The organism is Marinobacter sp. H13, from assembly GCF_059072335.1.
Genome location: NZ_JCACRU010000001.1, coordinates 3,216,882 through 3,235,329, shown reverse-complemented (window position 1 = coordinate 3,235,329; position 18,448 = coordinate 3,216,882). Strand labels below are relative to the sequence as shown.

Here is an 18,448-nt window from a genome sequence, read left to right as displayed (position 1 = left end):
CTGTGCCTCTCCTGATCAAAGGAAACGGGCAGTGCCAGCACTGCCCTCACTTGCCCTTATGACCAGCCCCCGTGGCGAGGGTTCAGAATGAACGGGCAACGATTTCCTTCATGATTTCATTGGTGCCGGCGTAGATCCGCTGCACCCTTGAGTCCGCCCAGGCCCGTGCGATCGGGTATTCCCACATGTAGCCGTAGCCGCCGTGAAGTTGAACACACTCATCCATCACTTTGCACTGCAGGTCTGTGGTGAGCTGCTTCAGCATCGCCGCGGTGGGGATGTCGAGCTTCTTGTCCAGATGCAGCTCCAGGCACCGATCAGTGAACACCCGGGCAGCGGTAATTTCCGCCTTCATTTCCGCCATCTTGAAGCGGGTATTCTGAAACGCAATCACCGGCTTGCCGAAGGCGTTGCGCTCCTTGACGTAATCCAGGGTCCACTGCCAGGCGGCTTCGGCTGCGGCAACAGCACCCAGGGCCACCTGAAGGCGCTCGGCCGCCAGCTCCTGCATCAGTTGGAAAAAGCCCTGGCCTTCGCCCGGGCCGATCAGATTCTTCTCAGGTACTTTCACATCCTGGAAGAACAGCTCGGAGGTGTCCTGGGCCTTCATGCCCACCTTGTTCAGGTTCTGTCCCTTCTCGAAACCTTCCCACGCGGTTTCCACCATGAACAGGCTGATGCCTTTGGCGCCTTCCTTGGGGTCGGTCTTGGCAACAACAATAACCACGTCAGCAAGCTGGCCGTTGGTGATGAAGGTCTTGGAACCGTTCAGCACGTAATGATCGCCGTTTTTCACCGCCGTCGTTTTCACGCCCTGCAGGTCCGAGCCGGCACCCGGCTCTGTCATGGCAATGGCGCCAATCATTTCGCCGCTGGCCAGTTTGGGCAGATAATGATTTTTCAGCTCGTCGGAGCCGTAGTTGAGCACGTAAGGTGCAACAATGTCAGAGTGCAGGCCCCAGCCTATGCCCGTCAAGCCGGCCCTGGCTACCTCTTCGATCAACACCGCACTGTACCGGAAATCCGCACCAACACCGCCGAACTCTTCCGGCAGGCATGGGCAAAGGAAGCCCAGCTCACCGGCTTTCTGCCAGAGCTCGCGGCTAACCTGGCCGTCTTTCTCCCACTGATCATGGTAAGGCGTTGCCTCTTGCTCCAGGAACTTGCGGACAGAATCGCGAAAGCCTTCAAGGTCGGCGTCGAAGAGAGTGCGTGGAATCATGGTGAACCTCGGTGAATAACCTGTGTTGTGATTGTCGTTCACCAAGTCTCTGCCCGGAGCCCGGTTTGCTCAATGATGAAAAGCATCAATCGGGCTGGCCAAAACCATCGCTTAGAGCAGCCTCAGCCCTTGCGCTTGTCCTCGGCTCGGGCTTCGCCCCATCGGGGCATCAGGTCCTGGGGCAGGTTCAGATGATCAAGGATTCGGGCAACAATAAAATCCACCAGATCCTCGAGCGACTGGGGCTTGTGGTAGAAGCCGGGGCTCGCCGGCATGATGACGGCACCCATGCGGGTCAGTTTCAGCATATTCTCCAGATGCACCTCGGATAAAGGTGCCTCCCTGGGAACCAGAATGAGCGGACGACGCTCTTTCAGCGCAACGTCTCCGGCCCGCTCAATCAGGTTGTTACTGGCACCGGTCGCCAGGGCCGAGAGCGTTCCGGTACTACAGGGGCAGACCACCAGTGGCGCTTTCTCCCCGGAGCCCGAAGCCGGCGGTGCAAACCAGTCTTCCCGACCAAACACCAGAACCTGCCCCGGTTCAGCGCCCGAGTAGGCAGACAATGTTTCCTGCATCGCCGGCGGCGTTCCCGGCAGTTTCAGATCGGTTTCCGTGGCGATCACCACCTGCGCAGCCCGGCTGACCATCACATTCACCCGGCAGCCTGCTGAGACCAGGCACTGCAACAGGCGCAGGCCATACTGGGCACCGGACGCGCCAGTGAAGGCCAGGTTAACGGTCGTTGGCCGGTTATGGTCGTTGGTCATGAATATCGCCACTTGTCAGTCAGGGGGAGTCGCCGGTTGCGCCGGATCAGCCACGGATACGCTCAAGCTCGGCAATAAGTTTACCGTGAATACCACCAAAGCCGCCGTTGCTCATGATTACAATGTGGCAGGGGCTGGGAAGATCTTCCAGGGTGCGCGCCAGCAAGTCTTCCACTGTAGCCTCCACCCGATGCCGATCGGAACCGGCATTCAGCGCCTGCCAACCGGCAATCAGTTCAGGCAGCCACTCCATGTCATTCAGGTTCGCCCACAGAACCCGGTCCGCGATTTCCGCGCTGGGCAGCAGTGTCTGCTGGTGGACGCCCTGCTTCATGGTGTTCGAGCGCGGCTCAATCAATGCCAGGATAGGTTCATCACCCACCTGGTTGCGCAAGCCCTCAAGTGTGGTGGCAATGGCGGTGGGATGATGGGCAAAGTCGTCGTATACGCGCACCCCGTCTATGTCCGCCAGCAACTCCATCCGCCGTTTGACGCCGGAGAACCGGCACAGGGCGGCCACCGCATGGTCTGGGGTGACGCCCACGTGACGGGCGGCAGCAATGGCAGAAAGAGCATTGCGGACGTTATGAAGACCGGTCTGATCCCACTTCAGCGTTGCCACCGGCTGTTCGTGGTGAATCACCAGAAACCGGCTGCCATCCTCCGATAGCAGCTCGGCCCGCCAGTCCGACATGCGCGGGGTCTCGCTGCCAATCGCGGTGTCCTGAACCGGGCTCCAACAGCCCAGTGCCAGGGCATTGTCCAGGTGGCCATCCACCGCGGGACGGATAATCAGGCCCTGGGAAGGGACGGTCCGGACCAGATGATGGAACTGCCGCTCGATGGCCTCGACGTTTTCAAAGATATCGGCGTGATCAAATTCCAGATTATTCAGGATCAGGGTATGGGGGCGGTAATGGACGAACTTGGAGCGCTTGTCGAAAAAGGCGCTGTCGTACTCGTCTGCTTCGATTACAAAAAAGTCGCTGTTGCCCAGACGCGCCGACACGGGAAAGTCCCGGGGAACACCGCCAACCAGGTATCCCGGTTCAAACCCGGCCTGATCCAGGATCCATAGCAGCATGGACGTGGTTGTGGTCTTGCCGTGGGTACCGGCTACCGCCATGACCCAACGGTGCCTGAGCACCTCGCGGCTCAGCCACTCGGGCCCGGACATGTAGTCGATATTGCGGTTGAGCACCGCTTCGACTTCCGGATTGCCGCGGGACATGGCGTTACCGATGAGCACCAGATCGGGTTTCGGCTCCAGGTGATCCGGGCTAAACCCTTCCATCAGACTGATACCCTGAGCCTCCAGCTGGGTGCTCATGGGTGGATAAACACCCTGATCGGAGCCTGTCACCGTATGGCCGAGTTCCCGGGCCAGAACGGCCAGGCTGCCCATGAAAGTGCCACAGATTCCCAGGATATGAATGTGCATTCGGCAACTGCCCTCTGAGTTGAAACCCGACAAGCCTCCCGTATCCGCCCCACCCCGTCAAGAGCCACGCTATCCGCAATCCTGCTCATGAAAATTGCCGTCGATTGGCGTATCATCTGCGCCATTGTCGAACCAGCAGGAGGCTCCAGCCCGAGATGGCCATCAAGAATGCATTCTACGCTCAGTCCGGCGGTGTCACCGCCGTCATCAATGCCAGTGCCTGTGGCGTCATCCAGACCGCCCGCAAGCATCCGGACAAAATCGGCAAGGTGTTTGCCGGACGCAACGGCATTATCGGGGCGCTGAAGGAAGAACTGATTGATACCAGCCTCGAGAGCGACGATGCCATCCAGGCGCTGATTCATACCCCGGGCGGCGCCTTCGGCTCCTGCCGTCACAAGCTCAAGAACATTTCCGAGAACCGGCGCGAGTACGAACGCCTTATCGAGGTGTTCCGGGCCCACGACATTGGCTACTTCTTCTACAACGGCGGTGGGGATTCACAGGACACCGCCTACAAGGTTTCCCAGATCGCCGACAAGATGGGCTACCCAATTACCTGCATCGGCGTGCCCAAGACCGTGGACAACGATCTGCCGTTCACCGACTGCTGCCCGGGCTTCGGGTCGGTTGCCAAATACATTGCCACGTCCACCCTGGAAGCCAGCCTGGACATCAAGTCCATGTGCGAAACGTCCACCAAGGTGTTCATCCTGGAAGTAATGGGTCGCCACGCCGGCTGGATTGCCGCATCCGGCGGCCTGGCAGGACAGGGCGAGGGCGAACCGCCCCACGTCATCCTGTTCCCGGAAATCCCGTTTAATCGCGACGCGTTCCTTGAGCGCGTGGATCATTGCGTGAAAGAGTATGGCTACTGTGTAGTCGTGGCCTCCGAAGGTGCCCAGTACGAAGATGGTCGCTTCCTGGCGGACGCCGGAGCCAAGGACGCGTTTGGCCACACCCAGCTGGGCGGTGTTGCTCCGGCCCTGGCCAATATGGTCAAGCAGGCCCTGGGCCACAAATACCACTGGGCCGTTGCCGACTACCTCCAGCGCAGTGCCCGCCACATTGCCTCCGCCACCGACGTGGAGCAGGCCTATGCGGTTGGCAAGGCCGCCGTGGAAATGGCACTCGACGGCAAGCAAGCTCTGATGCCCACGATCGTCCGCGAACAGGGCAAACCTTACGTCTGGAAGATCGGTGAGGCCCCGCTGAGCGAAGTGGCAAACCAGGAGAAAAAGATGCCGATCCACTTCATCACCGACGATGGCTTTGGTATCACCCAAGACTGCCGGGACTACCTGGAACCTCTGATTGCCGGTGAGAGTTTCCCGCCATTCGATAACGGCCTGCCGCGTGTTGCCAAACTCCAGAACACGCTGACCGAGAAGAAACTGAAGACCGAGTTCCAGCTGTAACCGATCGAACAGCGTACCGGAAAGCAAAAAAGCCTGACAGAGCACCTATGTCAGGCTTTTCCATTATTAAGACTCCATACGCAGATGGTTAGCGGGCCAGCTCCGATTGCTGGTCGCGCATGTAGGCGTAGAACTGATCAAACCCACCCACGTACTGGTTGCCCACCAGAATCTGCGGCACGGTATAAACCGGACGGCCAATCTTGTCCGCGATATCCTGCTTGCTCATGCCCTTCTCGATCATATCGACCCAGACGTAGGGAATGTTCCTGGCCTCACACAGGCGCTTTGCCTGAACGCAGAAACCACAACTCGAGCGGCCATAAATCGTGACCTGCTCCATAAACACCTCCCTAAAGTCTCTGACTGTATGTTTCGGGACTGCAATCCTATGGCTGAATGATGGCACGGCATACGCTAATTTAAAATTGATGCTTTGAATCGCCACCATAGTAGCCGCCCATCATGTCCTCAGGCGACCGAGCTCCCGCTCCAGAACCTGCACTTCATTGTCCAGGGCCTGACCACTGCCTTTGACGCGACCAGCAAGTTCCCGGAGATCGTTGGCGGCGTCACCGATATGAGTGAGGTTGCGATTGATTTCCTCGCTCACCGAGCTTTGCTCTTCCGCTGCGGTCGCCACCTGGGTCACGTGTTCGACAATGGTTCCGATCCGCTCGACAACCGTGGCCAGGGAATGGGCCGCCTCCTGGGTGCCATCCACCGCCGAGGTGGCGCGATCAACACCGCTCTGGATCACCGAAACCGCCCCGTTCACATCCTGCTTGAGGCCGTCGATCATGGTGCTGATTTCATCGGTGGATTCCCGCGTCCGGGAGGCAAGGGTTCGGACCTCATCGGCGACAACGGCAAAGCCGCGCCCCTGCTCACCGGCCCTTGCCGCCTCGATGGCGGCGTTAAGCGCCAGCAGGTTGGTCTGTTCTGCAACGCCACGGATGACATCCAGAATCCGGTTGATGTCCTCACTGCGATTGGCCACCTGGCCGATCGCAGTGCTGGCCTCGCCCATATCATTGGCCACCGCGCTCACGCCGTTGACTGCGGACGACAAGGTGTCCTGGGTAAAGCGGATGCCGTCCTGGGCCATCCGGGCGTTGTCCGCCGCCTCGCCGGCAAATCCCGCGACCTCACCGGCAGCGACAGACATTTCGTTCATGGCGGTCACCACGCTGTCGATGTCCTGATGTTGCCTGCCGGTCTGCTCATCGGTCTCAACCGCAATACTTCCGACATCCCTGGCCTGTTCGCGGACCTTGGCGTTTACATCCTTCAGGTCGTTGATCATCTCTCTCAGCCTCGCCAGGAAGGCATTGAATCCGCCAGCCAGCTCGATCAGCTCGGCGTGGGTGTCGATTTCCAGCTCACGGGTAAGGTCCCCTTCGGCACTGGCCAGGTTCTTCATGCGATCCCGGATCTCATCCAGCGGGCGGGTCACCGAGCGGACCAGGAGAACGAGGGCGACAACAGCAAGAACCACGACACCGATGCCTACCAGGGTCTGGCGGGTCGCGGTCGCGGCCACTTCGTCTGACAGCAGGCCCGTGATTTCGGAAACGCTGGCAAGCGCGGCATCTCTTGGCAGTTCAATCAACAACGACCACTCGGCATCGGGCAGGCTGATTTCGACGGGATAGGCCACGGCCAGGGTCTGGCCGTCATCGAAGGTCCCCTCACCCTGATGCAGTCCTGAGAAGGTATCGCCATGCTCCGGCAAAGCTTCCGGGAGGGGCCGACCAAGATGAGCCTCATAATGACTGGATGCCGCGATAAGACCCTGCTCGCTGATCAGCGTGACCCTGGACTTGCCGTCAAACAGTTCCTTGCTGACACCAGAAATGGTTCTTTGCAGTGTCGAGAGATTGATATCGACGCCCACCACGCCGGCGAATGCTCCGTCGTCCAGAATCGGAACCACCAGGCTGGTCATCAGCTCGGAATAGCCCTCACTGATTTCGTAATCATAGGGCTCCATGATGCAGGGTGCCTTGGTGTCCCGCGAGCACAGATACCACTCGGCTTCCCGAATCCCGAATTCGTTCAGGCTATCCAGATACTTCGTAGCCGGGTCCTCGGTGCGGCTGAAGTGAACCTTGCCCTCCGGATCCCGGTAGTAATAGATTTCCAGGGTGCCCTCGTCGCTGCTGTGCTCCTCAACACCACCGGTGAAATAGCGATCCTGCCCGTCATAGCCATCCGGCTCGAACTGTGCGTATATCGAGCTCAGACTTTTCTGCTCCTCAAGCACGGCGCCAACAGTCTCCTGCAGGGCCGTCCTGCTGATTCGACCGGAACTGTCGGACTGAATATTGCGGGTAATAACATTGCGGACGACTTCCGGGGTCCGAAAGGCAGTTGCAAACTGACCACTGACCAGCTCGCCGAACTTGCCAGCGGTTGCGCTGAGCTGATCCATTACAATGCCCTGCACCGTATCCCGGGTCTCGACACTCAACCTCTTCTCCATGGCTCCGAGAGACAGCTGGGCAGTCACCACGATACTGATGCCCATTATCAGAAGCAGGGACACAACGAGGGCGTAGAGCTTGAAGCGGAGCGATAACTGTTTCATGGTGAAGGCGGACCTGCGGGGAGTTGGGGGTTCATTCTATTTTAGAGCACGGAGGAGCCGGTGGCCTACCTGACGCTATTTCTGACCGCGTTCGCCGCTGCCACGCTGCTGCCCGCTTACTCGGAAGTTCTGCTGGGCACGCTGATAACACAGGGTTACTCCTGGTGGTGGCTGTGGTTCTGGGCAACACTGGGTAACACGCTGGGCTCGGTCGTTAACGGAGTTATCGGCCGGCAGGTAGATCGCTTTAAGCATAAACCCTGGTTTCCGATCAGCGAGATGCAATTGCACAAGGCGAGGAACCGCTTTAACCGATATGGCCAATGGTCTCTGCTGATGGGCTGGCTGCCTCTGGGCGGCGACGCGCTGACCCTGGTTGGCGGGATCATGCGCGTGCCGTGGCTCAATTTTGTGATACTGGTAGGAATCGGCAAGGGGGCCCGCTACGCCTTTGTGCTCTGGCTCGTCGCGGAGGCGTCCGGTGCATCGTCACCTTCACCGTAGAGGTATTTCCGAAGCAGCGGCTCGCCGTTAAATTCGGAATTCAGAACCGCAACGAAGGTGTAGACCCCGATCAGTTTACGGTTAAGGAACACGAACTCCTTCGGGGGCACGCGGAAATAGCGACTGATCGCCGACCGGGCCGCCTGACGCGCCACCCGGGACGGCAGCTCACTCTGCTTCCAACGATACTGGCCGTGGCTGTTTACTGCATAGTCTGGCCAGGAATCCTTGTCGCTGGAGAGCGGTTCAAGCACCGACATGCAGACCTGGCCAAACTTCTCCAGTACCTCCTCCGGCCACTCGGTGCTCATGAAACGCAGCTTCACGCCACCATCGATTACCGCATCGAGATCGTTCTCGTAGGATGCCTTGATCATCTGGATGACCGGTTTGAGAAACTCGTCCGAGTAGGACTGCACGGCGCCGAAATCGAGGAGGACGATACGGTCGTACCCCGGGTCATCCCCTTCCTCCCCGGCAATCCGGATGCGGTAGTTGCCGAAATTGGGATCGGTCTGTATTTCGCCCCAGATGAACAATTCCCGGAAAAACAGCTCCAGGGCGGCCTTGCCAAGGGCACTGCGACGTTCCAGCGGCAGGTCCCTGACCGACTGGGAACTGACCGAATGCCCGTGCTCGTAGGTTGAACAAATAACGTGCTCGGTTGAAAACTCCGGCAGGACCCTGGGCACAATGAATCTCGGATCCGATGCCAGCATGTTGCGGAATTTCTCGGTGGTCTTCGCCTCAAGGCGATAGTCCACCTCCCGATGCATCATCTGCCGGACTTCCTCCAGCCAGTCATTGAACTCGGGGCCAAAACTGACCAGCCTGGCCACTCGCAGCAACTGGGCGACAGCATTCAGGTCGCTGTCTACCGCGTCGGCAACGCCCGGGTATTGCACCTTCAGCACCAGCTCCAGGCCGTCACTGCGGCGCCAGGCCCGATGGACCTGCCCCAGCGACGCAGCGCCAATAGGCTCGGGCTCTACATCCAGTTGCGCCAGACGCTCCGCGCCCAGCTCGTCTTTCAGCACACGCTCGATAGCCGGCCATTCCAGAGAAGTGGTCTGATCTTCCAGGGTGTGGAGCGCTTCGGTGACTTCCTCGGGCAAAAAATGCTCGCCGTACAGAGCCATAACCTGGCCAATCTTGACCACGCTGCCCTTTAACTTGCCCAGTTCATCCACCAGGAACCGGGCCTGGCTCGAAAGCATGGCGCGGTGACGTTTTTCCCGATTTTCCCGAGTGCTGAACCAGTTGGTTGCCATATGTGAGGCCATACGGGTACCGGCAAACAACCCGGCACGGGTCAGACTCAGCCTGCGCTCGAAACTGCCTGTCTTGATGCGGGAAACCGAATTTCCTGAACGTCTGGAAGACATAGTGACCTGTTCGGATCAGAGAATTTCACCACGTTTGGCGGCTTACACCATTATACGGATAGTCAGGGGAGCTGACCTAACCGAGTCGACCGGCCTGCCGCGGCCACGGGGCCAATGCGCCAGCCCCGTTGCCGGTTTACATCTGCACAACCGGATCGTTTACGTTTCGACACAGTTTCCGCCGGGAAACCGGTCTAGTATTTCTAGATACGTAAGGTCCAACAACGACTATCACAACAACAAGATCTGAAAATGCCGCAATCCGCAAGAAAAACGCCGGATACGGAGCTGTCGCAGTTCCGGGTCAAGGGCGAGATTCCTGTCCCGATCCTGATCAACTGGCTGACCGCTGTTGCCGTGCCCCTGCTCTGTTTCTTTGCCTGGCGCTCCAGCCTGCAGAACGACCCGATCACGCCGCCACTACTGGTTGGCTTCGCCGTTCTTCTTGCCGTCAACTCTGTGAGCTACCTGCTCTTCGGTAACAAGACCCTGCAGCGTCGCGGCTTCATAACCCTGATTACGGTGCTGTTCACCTACCTGGCTATCAACGCGGTAGAGGACGGTTCCGCCATTATCTGGTTGTTTGCCTACCCGCCCATCATTTTCTACATCAGCGAATCCCGGGTTGGGGTGCTCGCCTGCTGTGGCGGGTTCGCCGCCGTCATCTTCCTTTTCAGCCCACTGGGGGATTTCCTGTTCGATCCGCCGCACAGCACCAGTTTCAGAATCACCATGATAGCGGTGCTGGGTTTTGAAATGGTCACCTGTTACATCCTTGACCAGAGCCGTCGACGCAGCAAGCTGGGGTTGCTGAAGCTGGCCGCGGAATTCGAGTATGCCGCCAAGCACGATGCCCTGACCGGCCTGGCCAATCGCCGCGAAGCGCTTGAGCAACTGGACATCGAGTATCAGCGCTATCTTCGCAACGCCCGGCCCTTTTCGGTGCTGCTGATGGACATTGACCTGTTCAAGAGCGTTAACGACAACTATGGGCACCATGTGGGTGACGAATTGATCATTCTGGTGGCCAGGACCCTTCGGGAACAATGCCGCAAAGTTGATACGCTGGCCCGATGGGGCGGTGAGGAGTACCTGGTTCTGCTGCCCGAAACCAATACCGGGGAGGCGCTGGCATCCGCAAACCGGATCCGTGAAGCTTTTGCCGCCAGATCCGTAAGCACGGAGAAGGGCCCGATTCAGGCAACCATCAGTGTGGGGGTGGCGTCGATCCGTGGCTCGGAATCCATCGATCGCCTGCTGCAGCGGTCAGACGAAGCCCTGTATCGGGCGAAATCCGAGGGACGTAACCGCGCATGCGGTTACGAGAATGAAGCCGCGGCCTGAGCTACCAGCCCTCGCGGAAATCGACATCGTGGTGAGCCAGGCCACTGACCAGCTGCTGCGACAACCGCCGCTGCACGTCAGCCAGTGTGACACCGGGAACAAAGTCGCGAACCTGACACATGGCCATTCCGGCATAGCCGCAGGGGTTTATGCGCTGAAAAGGCTCCATGTCCATATCCACATTCAGCGCCAGGCCATGAAAGGAACAACCCCGGCGAACCCTCAGTCCGAGCGAGGCAATCTTGGCGTCGCCCACGTAAACGCCCGGGGCGTCCGGTCTCGGAGCGGCCTCAACGCCCAATTCTGCAAGCGTGCGGACGATGGCCTGTTCGATCTCGTCCACCAGAGAACGTACACCAAGTTTTTTGCGAGTCAGATTGATCATCAGGTAAATCACGAGCTGGCCGGGACCGTGGTAGGTCACCTGCCCGCCCCGATCCACCGGGATCACCGGGATGTCGCCCGGGGCAAGAATATGTTCGGCCTTCCCCGCCTGGCCCTGGGTATAAACCCGCGGATGCTGCAAACACCAGAGTTCATCCGCCACACTGTCATCGCGGTCAGCGGTGAAGGCTTTCATGGCCTCCCAGGTTTCCAGATAGGGCTGCTCACCCAGGGATCGGACAATCAGGTCAGGCATCGGGCTCAGAGCACCATGTGTACGCGGCCACTGGCCTTGAGATCCTCGAACAGGGCCTTCAGTTGCGCTTCACCCGTGGCCACAATCTTCAGTTGAACCGAGGAAAAACGGCCTTTGCTGCTGTCGTTAACGGTGATATCGGTCTCGCTGATTCCGGGGGCATGCTGCTCCACAACCTCGACCACGAACTCGGTGAAATCCGGGGCCGCATTGCCAATCACCTTGATCACATAGTCGCAAGGAAACTCAATTTTTGGTGCTTTCGGCTCACTCATGCCGTTTTACTCCCCGGGATCAACATCACCTTACTGAAATAACTGAATGAAAAAGAGCTTGATGGCGTCCCAGATGCGTTTGAAAAAGCCACCTTCGGGAACCTCGGTCAGGGCCAACACCGGCTGATCAACCAGTACCTCGCCGTTATAGGAGACCTTCACCCGTCCCAGCTCGTCCCCAACTTTAATGGGTGCCTTAATCACAGAATCAAGGTCGACCGTCGATTCCAGATCGTTTCGTGAACCCCGTGGAATGGTCACGTAGACATCCTCAGTCATGCCAACGGAGAGCTGATCAGCCTGACCGCCCCAGACACGGGCTTCGATGAGCTCCTGGCCTGACCGGAACAGGCGTTCGCTCTCATAGTAGCGGAAGCCGTAGTTCAGCATTTTCTGGATTTCCTGGGCCCGTGCTTCTGAACTGTTGGTGCCCATAACCACGGCAATAAAACGGGTGTCGTTGCGTTTGGCAGAGGCAACAAGGCAATAACCCGCCTCCTCGGTATGGCCTGTTTTCAGGCCGTCGACGCTATCATCGCGCCAGAGCAGACTGTTCCGGTTCGGCTGGCGAATGTTGTTGTAGGTGAAATGTTTTTCAGCGTAGAGCGGATAGTTCTCCGGGTAATCGTTGATGATCGCGCGGGCCAGCATCGCCAGGTCATAGGCTGTTGAGAAATGCTCCGGCGAGGGCAGGCCGGTCGCGTTCACGAAATTGGTGTCTTTCATTCCCAGCAGTTGGGCCTGCTGGTTCATGATGTCAACGAAGGCTCCTTCACTGCCTGCAACGAATTCCGCCAGGGCAACAGACGCGTCGTTGCCCGACTGAATGATGACCCCCCTGAGCAGATCTTCGACCGAAACCTGGGTGCCTTCCCGAACGAAGGTGCGCGAACCTTCGGTCTTCCAGGCATTAACGCTGATGGGAACCATGTCGGACATGGCAATGCGGCCCTCATCAAGCTCACGCTCGACAATATAGGCCGTCATCATTTTGGTCAGACTGGCCGGAGGCAAGCGCTCGTGGCTGTTCTCCTCCATGATGATCCGTCCGCTCTTGGGATCCATCAACACGTAGGAGCTGCCGGCAATCTGCGGCGGCGACGGAATCAGCACCGACTGGGACATTGCCTTGCCTGTCAGGGCAAGCATCAGCACAAGGACAACGGAGAGAGTTCGAAAAGCAGAGTTTAAGGCCATGGGTCCATTCATTCGTCGTTAAGTGTATTTTTTTTAAATATGTCGTGTTCGGCTTATTCAGTGCGTGTCGGTCAGCAGGATAGACTGATCGAAACCACGGGCTTCCAGCAGGCTTTGGGTGCGCCTGGCGCTGTCTTCGTCATTGAAGGGGCCCACCTGAACTCGATGGAAGCGCCCCGCGGAGGTATCCACTTCCCGAACTCGCATTGGGTTCTCCAGCACCGCCCTCACCTGACTGAGCAGTTTTTCAGCCGGGTCCCGGCTGCTGAAGGACCCCAGCTGCACAAACAATGACCGGTTGGTCATGGCCATGTCGCCGCTTGCCTCCACCCGGCTTTCAGCGTATCCGGCCGGATCTCCCGGGGAATAAGGCTCGCCGGCAATGAACATGGCGCCATCCGGCCTGACGGTGATGGCAGCCACCTCTACACGGGCCGTGCCCCTGGCCTGGTACCCCAGCTTCTTGGCAGCGGCGTATGACAGGTCGATGATCCTGTCGCTGTGAAAGGGACCGCGGTCGTTGACACGGACAATCACCGAGCGACCGTTATCAAGGTTCGTTACACGTGCATAGCCGGGGATTCGCAGGGATTTGTGCGCGGCGGACATGGTGTACATGTTAAAGGTTTCGCCGTTGGAGGTCTTGTGGCCATGAAATTTCTCGCCGTACCAGCTCGCCGTACCCCGTGCGACATAACCGTCGTTGCTGTCGAGCACGTGGTATTGCTTGCCCCAGACCTGGTAGGGCGATTTGTTGCCCGCCCTCCTGGGGGCCTCGTAAACCGGAACCGCATCGTCAAGACCGGACACATCGAAGTTACCCGAAGGGGCCCTGTCAGTTGCCAGGGTATAGCGGGACGAATGGTCCGTTTCCGGGGCCGACGCGCAGCCGCTGAGTATCAGCGACACAACCACCGACAGCAGGAGGGAGAATGAGGGCTTGCAGTTCACTGTCCGGAATTCCTCTTGACTACACTGGCCACCGGTATCAGGTTCCCGGTGGTCCAGCCTTCATTGTAACGGGTTCTCCGACGGAATCACCATTACCCTGTGGCCATGGTTTGATTGACCGAATCAGGCGCCAATCATTCGCCGATGGGTATGAATCGACATCAAAACACCAAAGGCTGCCATCAGGGTGACCCCCGATGTCCCACCGTAGCTGATCAGGGGCAATGGCACACCAACGATTGGCAAAAGTCCACTTACCATCCCGACATTTACGAAGATGTAGATGAAGAACGTCATGGTGAGCGCACCCGCGAGAAGGCGGCTGAATGAATCCTGGGCTGTCGCGGCAATATACAGGCACCGCAGTATGATCAGGAAATACACCGTCATCAGGATCAGCATGCCCACGAACCCGAACTCTTCAGCCAGCACTGCGACGATGAAGTCGGTATGACTCTCTGGCAGAAACTCCAGGTGCGACTGGGTTCCCTGAAGCCAGCCCTTGCCATCCACGCCACCGGAACCGATGGCGGTCTTGGACTGGATGATGTTCCAGCCGGCGCCAAGGGGGTCACTCTGAGGGTCCAGAAGCGTCAACACACGCTGTTTCTGGTATTCCCTCATGACGAAGAACCACATCAGCGGGGCCGAAACGGACACCATGGCCACGAACGCCGTGATCAGTTTCCAGCTGATGCCCGCAAAAAACACCACGAAGATACCGGCCATGCCGACCAGCAGCGAGGTCCCCAGGTCCGGCTGCTGCATGATCATGACCATGGGCACCAGAACGATCGCCAGCCCGACGGTTACATGCCGGAATCTGGGCGGCAGGAAATGCCTGGACAGATACCAGGCCGCCATCATGGGAACCACCAGCTTCATCAATTCCGATGGCTGGAAACGCGGAAGTCCCGGAATAGCCAGCCATCGTTGCGCACCCTTGGCACCAACGCCCACCAGCAGAACCGCAATCAGGGCCACAATACCGGCGCCGTAGAGCCACGGCGCCCAACGGCGAAACACCGAGGGATCCAGCTGGGCAAATACCAGCATCACGACAAACGCCACGCCCAGCCGGATGCCCTGGGCCTTGACGACCTCAAGGTTCCGGTCGGCACCGCTGTAGAGTACGAACAGCCCGCCGGAAACCAGCAGGAGTAACAGCAGCAACAGGATTGGATCCAGATGCAGCGCTGTCCAGATGCTCCGGTGCCGGCCAAGAGGGTTGCTTGCGGTTGAATCCAGTAACGCCTTGAACGCCATCAGTCAGCCACCTCGCCGACACCACTGACCAATGCGCTATCCCCCTGGCCATAATCCAGCAACCAGGAGTCAAACAGCGCCCGCGCGACCGGTGCCGCGGTGCCACTGCCGCTGCCGCCGTTCTCGACAATAACGGCGACGGCAATTTTCGGGTTATCTACCGGCGCAAAACCCACGAAAAGCGCATGATCCCGAAGCCGCTCGCGGATTTCTTCCTCATCGTATTCTTCATCCTCGGCCAGACTGAAGACCTGGGCAGTTCCTGTCTTGCCTGCCATCTTGTAGGGGGCACCACGACCAGCACCCCGGGCAGTGCCCTTCGCTCCGTGCATGACTTCAACCATGGTTTCCACCACATACTCCCAGTCGTCCGGGTTCTTCAACTTGAGCGGCTCGTGGGTTTCGGCGGGTAGGAACTCCTCGACCGGGCGATCCCCCTTGATATCTTTCAGTAACCTCGGCTCGACCCACTCGCCTCGATTGGCGATTAGGGCGGTCGCTGTCGCCAGTTGCAACGGTGTTGCCAACATGAAGCCCTGGCCGATACCCAGGTTCACGGAATCTCCCGGATACCAGGGTTCATTGCGCACTGCCCTTTTCCAGTCTCTGGAAGGAAGCAAGCCGCTCAGGGCCCCGGAGACATCAAGCGTCGCGTCTTCCCCGAAGCCAAAATGAGACAGGTAGCTGTGCATGGTATCCACGCCCATTTCGACCGCCGCCTCGTAGAAGTAGACGTCACAGGATTCGGCCACAGCGTCCTTGAGATCAACCCAGCCGTGCCCCGTCCGCTTCCAGTCGCGCCAGACCCGGCCACCCTGATTCAGTCGGAAATGCCCCGGATCCCAGATGGTGTAATCCCGGGTGGTCGCGCCACTGTCGAGGGCGGCGACCGCAAGCATGGGCTTGAGGGTTGAGCCTGGCGGGTACTGACCGCGCAAGGCACGATTAAACAGGGGCTTGTCTTTGCTGTCGCTCAATTCCCGATAATCGTTGACGCTGATACCGGTGACGAATTTGTTGGCATCAAACCCCGGCACGCTGGCCAGCGCGAGAATGCCGCCGGTATCCGGTTCTATGGCAATGATGGCGCCCCGACGACCATCAAGAAGCTCGTGGGCACGCTGTTGCAGCCTGAGATCCAGATGCAGCTGCAGATCCTCCCCGGGAACCGGGTTCTCACGTTCCAGAACCCTGAGAGTCCGGCCACGGGCATTGGTTTCTACATGCTGGTAGCCGACCTGGCCGTGGAGGATTTCCTCGTAGAACCGCTCAATGCCCGACTTGCCGATGTAGTTGGTGCCTGCGTAGTTGACCGGATCGATCCTCTGCAACTCATCCCGATTGATACGCCCGACAAATCCCAGGGCATGGGCCGTCAGCTCACTGTGGGGGTAATACCGTACCAGCTCAGCCTTGACCTCGACGCCCGGTAGCTCGTGGCGATGCACGGCGAGGCGTGCCATCTCCTGCTCATTCAGGTCATAGCGAAGGGGGATTTCCTGGAAGGGTCGGCGGGGCTCCTGAAGCCGACGCTGAAACCGTTCGCGGTCTTCCTCAGAGATCTCCAGGATCGCGTCAAGCTGCGCCAGGGTATCGTCCATGCCCTGTACCCGCTCGGGCACAAGCGTCACACTGAAAACGGGGCGGTTCTCCGCCAGCAGGGTGTTATTGCGGTCGTATACCAGCCCCCGGGGAGGAGGCACGGACTGGACCTGGACGCGATTCTTGTCTGAGAGCGTGGTGTATATCTCATGTTCCACGACCTGAAGCTGGTACATCCGGGCAATCAGGCCACCGATAGCGAGCATGACAAGCACCAGCATGACCAGGCTCCGCCGCTGGAACAGCCGGCGTTCCGCTGCCGTATCCTTGAACTCACCCCATGGCATAACGTCCCCCTAGGCCCGGTGATACGGGTGATTGCGGGTGATCGACCAGGCCCGGTAGAGCTGCTCTGCCAGAACAATACGGACCAGGGGATGAGGCAGGGTCAGGGGCGACAGCGACCATTGCTGGTCGGCCCGTTTGCGGCAATCGTCGGCGAGGCCATCCGGGCCGCCCACCAGAAAGCTGACGTCCCGGCCATCCTGTTGCCAGTTCTCCAGCTGCGCCGCAAGCTTTTCGGTCGACCACGGCCGCCCACCAACCTCCAGCGCGATGACCCGGTCTTTCGCGCCGGTGGCCGCCAGAATGGCGTCACTTTCTCGCTGCATCAGCCTGGGGATATCGGGATTCTTGCCCCGATGGGCGACGGGGATTTCAACCAGTTCCACGGGTAGCTCCGGCGGCATGCGGCGGGCGTAATCTCCGAATCCGGTACTGACCCAGTCGGGCATTTTCTGCCCCACACAGATCAGGCGTAACCGCATGATTATTCGCTGCCCGCAACACCAAGATCCGGAGCATCACGCCAGAAGCGCTCCAGATCGTAAAATTCTCGTGTGGCAGGCATCATAACGTGAACAACCACATCGCCCAGATCCACGAGAATCCAGTCGCTGACGCCGGCACCTTCAACATTGCTCGCGCGCACGCCCTTCTCCTTCGCTTCGACCACGACGGAGTCTGCCAGGGATTTTACATGTCGGTTGGACGTTCCGGATGCCAGAACCATGAAGTCGGTGACACTGGTGCGGTCACGGACATCGATTACGCTGATGTCCTGTGCTTTCACATCTTCAAGCGCATTAATTACCAGATCTTTCAGTTGCTCTGCCTGCATAATCACCCTGTTGGACGGGCGTTTGCCGGTATGGCCGCCCGAAATGTCATATTCAGACGCGATTGTAGCACTAAAAGTTCCCGTCAGGGCATGCTCCATAGAGCCCCTGGCGGCGAATTTCTGTCCAGACCGAGTCAGGCACCAGATAGCGTGGCGAACGGCCGTCACCGATACGCTCCCGAATACCGGTCGCGGAAACATCCAGCAAGGGTGGATCCAGCTCAAGAACGCAGCCGCAGGGGCTGTCATGCAGGGCCTCCGGGCTTTCCACACCGCGCTCTGCCAGCAATCGGGCCGGTTCGGAGGATGGATCCAATGCCGGGCCCGGCCGACGGACCACAACCACATGCGCCAGACCCGGAATCTGCTGCCATTCCCGCCAGCGATCGAAGCCAGCAAATGCGTCCGTGCCAACCACCATCACCAGGGGTTCATCCGGGCCAAGCTCGGCCCGGAGTTGGCGGAGGGTATCGGCGGTGTAGGACGCTCCTTCCCGTGAGAGCTCACGGTCGTCAATCCGCAACTGGGGCTCACCGGCCACTGCCAGCCTCAACAACTCCAGGCGCTGACTGGAAGACGCCCCGGTTTGCCCCCGGTGCGGCGGAATATGACAGGGCACCAGGCTGACGTAATCCACGCCAAGACGATCGCTGATTTCCAGCGCAAGCCTGAGATGGCCATGATGCACCGGATCGAAGGTCCCTCCATAAATGACATGCATGG

The 18,448-nt window shown here is 59.1% G+C and carries 18 protein-coding genes; 3 read left to right on the top strand and 15 right to left on the bottom strand.

Annotated elements, in window-relative coordinates; translation table 11 throughout:
- Positions 1 to 82: 82 nt before the first annotated feature.
- The 3 genes from AC5JQH_RS15040 to mpl all read right to left on the bottom strand — a co-directional run bounded on the left by AC5JQH_RS15040 (position 83) and on the right by mpl (position 3,433).
- Positions 83 to 1,222: an acyl-CoA dehydrogenase family protein gene (locus AC5JQH_RS15040; protein ID WP_008176400.1), complete on the bottom strand. Its 1,140-nt coding sequence runs from the start codon at positions 1,220 to 1,222 to the stop codon at positions 83 to 85.
- Positions 1,223 to 1,344: 122 nt separating this feature from the next.
- Positions 1,345 to 1,992: a flavin prenyltransferase UbiX gene (locus AC5JQH_RS15035; protein ID WP_491713287.1), complete on the bottom strand. Its 648-nt coding sequence runs from the start codon at positions 1,990 to 1,992 to the stop codon at positions 1,345 to 1,347.
- Positions 1,993 to 2,038: 46 nt separating this feature from the next.
- A complete protein-coding gene (gene mpl / locus AC5JQH_RS15030) occupies positions 2,039 to 3,433 on the bottom strand; it encodes a UDP-N-acetylmuramate:L-alanyl-gamma-D-glutamyl-meso-diaminopimelate ligase (RefSeq protein ID WP_092030329.1) in 1,395 nt (464 codons plus the stop codon).
- A gap of 155 nt (positions 3,434 to 3,588) precedes the next feature.
- Here mpl and AC5JQH_RS15025 point away from each other — a divergent pair, with 155 nt between their 5' ends.
- On the top strand, positions 3,589 to 4,851 hold the full coding sequence (locus tag AC5JQH_RS15025; protein WP_008176405.1) for a 6-phosphofructokinase: 1,263 nt from the start codon (positions 3,589 to 3,591) through the stop codon (positions 4,849 to 4,851).
- A gap of 88 nt (positions 4,852 to 4,939) precedes the next feature.
- Here AC5JQH_RS15025 and AC5JQH_RS15020 read toward each other — a convergent pair whose 3' ends face one another.
- Together AC5JQH_RS15020 and AC5JQH_RS15015 are read right to left on the bottom strand one after the other, a co-directional pair.
- Positions 4,940 to 5,194 (bottom strand): GrxA family glutaredoxin, encoded by a 255-nt coding sequence (locus AC5JQH_RS15020; RefSeq protein WP_008176407.1) that lies wholly within the window; start codon positions 5,192 to 5,194, stop codon positions 4,940 to 4,942.
- Positions 5,195 to 5,314: 120 nt separating this feature from the next.
- Positions 5,315 to 7,441 carry a methyl-accepting chemotaxis protein gene (locus tag AC5JQH_RS15015; RefSeq protein WP_493805728.1) on the bottom strand — a complete coding sequence of 709 codons (2,127 nt, stop codon included), beginning with the start codon at positions 7,439 to 7,441 and terminating at the stop codon, positions 5,315 to 5,317.
- A 60-nt stretch (positions 7,442 to 7,501) separates the two neighbouring features.
- On the opposite strand from AC5JQH_RS15015, the gene AC5JQH_RS15010 reads away from it, so the two are divergent.
- A complete protein-coding gene (locus AC5JQH_RS15010) occupies positions 7,502 to 7,945 on the top strand; it encodes a YqaA family protein (RefSeq protein WP_008176412.1) in 444 nt (147 codons plus the stop codon).
- Here AC5JQH_RS15010 and AC5JQH_RS15005 read toward each other — a convergent pair.
- A complete protein-coding gene (locus AC5JQH_RS15005) occupies positions 7,885 to 9,330 on the bottom strand; it encodes an ABC1 kinase family protein (protein ID WP_008176414.1) in 1,446 nt (481 codons plus the stop codon). The genes AC5JQH_RS15010 and AC5JQH_RS15005 overlap by 61 nt on opposite strands.
- A gap of 252 nt (positions 9,331 to 9,582) precedes the next feature.
- On the opposite strand from AC5JQH_RS15005, the gene AC5JQH_RS15000 reads away from it, so the two are divergent.
- A complete protein-coding gene (locus tag AC5JQH_RS15000) occupies positions 9,583 to 10,674 on the top strand; it encodes a GGDEF domain-containing protein (RefSeq protein WP_008176416.1) in 1,092 nt (363 codons plus the stop codon).
- 1 nt (position 10,675) lies between these two features.
- Here AC5JQH_RS15000 and lipB read toward each other — a convergent pair whose 3' ends face one another.
- From lipB to nadD, 9 genes are all read right to left on the bottom strand, one after another.
- Positions 10,676 to 11,314 carry a lipoyl(octanoyl) transferase LipB gene (lipB, locus tag AC5JQH_RS14995; protein WP_008176418.1) on the bottom strand — a complete coding sequence of 213 codons (639 nt, stop codon included), beginning with the start codon at positions 11,312 to 11,314 and terminating at the stop codon, positions 10,676 to 10,678.
- A 5-nt stretch (positions 11,315 to 11,319) separates the two neighbouring features.
- Positions 11,320 to 11,589: an HP0495 family protein gene (locus AC5JQH_RS14990; RefSeq protein ID WP_008176421.1), complete on the bottom strand. Its 270-nt coding sequence runs from the start codon at positions 11,587 to 11,589 to the stop codon at positions 11,320 to 11,322.
- Between the two features lie 30 nt (positions 11,590 to 11,619).
- Positions 11,620 to 12,786 (bottom strand): D-alanyl-D-alanine carboxypeptidase family protein, encoded by a 1,167-nt coding sequence (locus tag AC5JQH_RS14985; RefSeq protein ID WP_053114581.1) that lies wholly within the window; start codon positions 12,784 to 12,786, stop codon positions 11,620 to 11,622.
- Between the two features lie 57 nt (positions 12,787 to 12,843).
- On the bottom strand, positions 12,844 to 13,737 hold the full coding sequence (locus tag AC5JQH_RS14980; RefSeq protein WP_493805727.1) for a septal ring lytic transglycosylase RlpA family protein: 894 nt from the start codon (positions 13,735 to 13,737) through the stop codon (positions 12,844 to 12,846).
- A gap of 123 nt (positions 13,738 to 13,860) precedes the next feature.
- Complete coding sequence (gene rodA / locus AC5JQH_RS14975; RefSeq protein WP_008176427.1) at positions 13,861 to 15,003, bottom strand: rod shape-determining protein RodA; 1,143 nt, start codon at positions 15,001 to 15,003, stop codon at positions 13,861 to 13,863.
- A complete protein-coding gene (mrdA, locus tag AC5JQH_RS14970) occupies positions 15,003 to 16,892 on the bottom strand; it encodes a penicillin-binding protein 2 (protein ID WP_014576128.1) in 1,890 nt (629 codons plus the stop codon). Before mrdA ends, rodA begins: the two co-directional genes overlap by 1 nt.
- Positions 16,893 to 16,901: 9 nt before the next feature.
- Positions 16,902 to 17,372, bottom strand: a complete 471-nt coding sequence (rlmH, locus tag AC5JQH_RS14965; protein ID WP_008176432.1) for a 23S rRNA (pseudouridine(1915)-N(3))-methyltransferase RlmH — start codon at positions 17,370 to 17,372, stop codon at positions 16,902 to 16,904.
- Between the two features lie 2 nt (positions 17,373 to 17,374).
- Positions 17,375 to 17,725: a ribosome silencing factor gene (gene rsfS / locus AC5JQH_RS14960; RefSeq protein WP_008176434.1), complete on the bottom strand. Its 351-nt coding sequence runs from the start codon at positions 17,723 to 17,725 to the stop codon at positions 17,375 to 17,377.
- Positions 17,726 to 17,795: 70 nt separating this feature from the next.
- Positions 17,796 to 18,446: a nicotinate-nucleotide adenylyltransferase gene (gene nadD, locus AC5JQH_RS14955; protein ID WP_014576127.1), complete on the bottom strand. Its 651-nt coding sequence runs from the start codon at positions 18,444 to 18,446 to the stop codon at positions 17,796 to 17,798.
- Positions 18,447 to 18,448: the final 2 nt, after the last annotated feature.